Origin of the sequence: Bradyrhizobium sp. (assembly GCF_030697065.1) — a bacterium.
Lineage (GTDB): Bacteria > Pseudomonadota > Alphaproteobacteria > Rhizobiales > Xanthobacteraceae > Bradyrhizobium.
Genome location: NZ_JAUYQU010000150.1, coordinates 1 through 2197, shown reverse-complemented (window position 1 = coordinate 2197; position 2197 = coordinate 1). Strand labels below are relative to the sequence as shown.

2 protein-coding genes are annotated in these 2197 nt (G+C 60.3%); one reads left to right on the top strand and one right to left on the bottom strand.

All coding sequences use genetic code 11. From position 1 onward, the window contains the following. On the top strand, positions 1-452 hold a 452-nt coding region (locus Q8R73_RS11955), incomplete at its 5' end, for an ATP-binding cassette domain-containing protein (RefSeq protein ID WP_305719754.1). Between the two features lie 288 nt (positions 453-740). Here Q8R73_RS11955 and Q8R73_RS11950 read toward each other — a convergent pair. Further along, positions 741-1262: a type II toxin-antitoxin system Phd/YefM family antitoxin gene (locus Q8R73_RS11950; protein ID WP_305719753.1), complete on the bottom strand. Its 522-nt coding sequence runs from the start codon at positions 1260-1262 to the stop codon at positions 741-743. Positions 1263-2197: the final 935 nt, after the last annotated feature.

Below are 2197 nucleotides of genomic sequence, written 5' to 3'. Positions count from 1 at the left end.
AGGAGATTTCCGGCGGCAACGAACTCATTCTGCTCGGCAAGCGCGAGGTCAATTCGCGCGGCTATTGCTCGTCGTTCAACTTCAAGGGCGCCGACCAGCAGAAGAAGGTCGGCGCGCTGTCGGGCGGCGAGCGCAACCGCGTGCATCTGGCCAAGATGCTGAAGTCCGGCGCCAACGTGCTGCTGCTCGACGAACCCACCAACGATCTCGACGTCGACACGCTGCGCGCGCTGGAAGAGGCGCTGGAGGATTTCGCCGGCTGCGCCGTGATCATCAGCCATGACCGCTGGTTCCTCGACCGCATCGCCACCCACATGCTGGCGTTCGAGGACGACGCCCATGTCGAATGGTTCGAAGGCAATTTCCAGGACTACGAAATGGACAAGATGCGACGGCTGGGGCAGGATTCCTGCTTCCCGCACCGGCTGAAGCACAAGAAGCTGACGCGGTAGACGTTAGCCGGATGGTTGTTGGTCGAATCGATCAGTCCGCGTATCGGTTCACCTCTCCCCAGCGGGGAGAGGTCGATTTGCGCAGCAAATCGGGTGAGGGGGCGCCGCCCTCACCGAGAGACAGTAACCCCTCACCCGGCGCTACGCGCCGACCTCTCCCGATGGGAGAGGTGAATCCGATGCTGCTCCAGTAGGGCCGTAGGATGGGTGGAGCGAAAGCGATACCCATCATGCTCTACACGAGCGTTGATGGGTTTCGCGAAAAGCTCAACCCATCCTACGAGCTACTCATTCAAAATCGTCGCGCATGGCTCGGATGTCGGCGACGGTATCGCCATCGAACGACGGCAAAGTTTCGCGGCATCGGCGAAGCCAGTCGATATCCTTCGCGGTAACGGGTCGGCCTGCCGGGGTTGCCGGGCGCAACTCGACGACCGGCTTCCCGTAGCGCGTGATGATGACCTGCTGGCCCTCGAGGACTTCATCGACCAGCTTCGAAAGCTGGTCCTTCGCCTGAGCAATGGAATAAGTCGACATCCGCCGCCTCCGAGTATGGCCAAATATGGCCGCATCAGCGAATTTGCAAGTCGTTCGACATTCGGACTGGTCACCGCACCGGACCAGCACGGGCGTAGGATGGGTGGAGCGAAAGCGATACCCAGCATGATCTCCGCGAGCGTTGATGGGTTTCGCGAAAAGCTCAACCCATCCTACGAGCTGGTCATGGAAGGTCCCTTCGGACTCCACCAGTAATTCAAGCCCGCAGCTTTGCAACAGCGTGGCGATGGTCTCCGCCTCGCGGGCGTGCAAATAGTTTCCGGCATCGGTAGCGGGAGGAGCGAAGGTCCTCCGTGACTGAGCCTTTCGGAGAATGTTAAGCGGGCCCTGCCGAGGAGTGTCTGGAGTTCAAATGAGAAATCGGCGGAGGGAGCGGGGTTCGAACACACGTCACGCCCCCCCCCTGCGACAAATTAACCCGTCGGGTAAAAATTCGCTTTTCCAGAAACCCAAATCACCGTTATGACTCACCCCATTCTGTCCCCTTGGAGGAGCGTTGGCCATCGTTACCGAACGTTGGGACAGGAGTTGCGGTGGACGCGGCGGCATCGTGCGCGGAATGGGACCGGCAGGGCGGGATAAACTCCGTGAGCGGTTCTGGAACGTGTTGACGAGCGGTGCCGGAGCGTACGGCAAAATCGTGTGGACCCGATGCCTCAGTGGTCGGCATCAAGTCTGCGGAAGGCCCCATCGGCCCGACCGGGCGCGGATGAGCCGGTTTTCCGCAGGCGACGGAGGCGAGAAGAGCCCGATACTCCGGGGTGAGCGCGAGATAAGCCGTAAAGCCATTGCGCAGGGAATGTCGGATGTTCTCCGCTGCCCTGTATGCTCGTGTGCGCACTACTCGTACACTTTTGCACACGATACCGCGGGTGCAGCGCGCATCCGGCATTCCCTGCTCCCTCATCGGGGGAGAAACGACAGGCAAACCTTGGGCAAATCCTGCCGCGAGAAGGCGGACGTGTGTCCGGTGGTTGAAATGAATATAAACTTTCACCACGTCATTGCGAGCGCCGCGAAGCAATCCAACTAACAACCGGCACTGCTGTGAGGTGGATTGCTTCGCGGCGCTCGCAATGACGTTGATGGGCCGGAGCCATCATCCCGCACCGGCTGAAGTACAAGAAGCTGACGCGGTGAGAGGTTTGGTTGATTACCCAACCTTCTCCGCCAGCCACATCTTGATC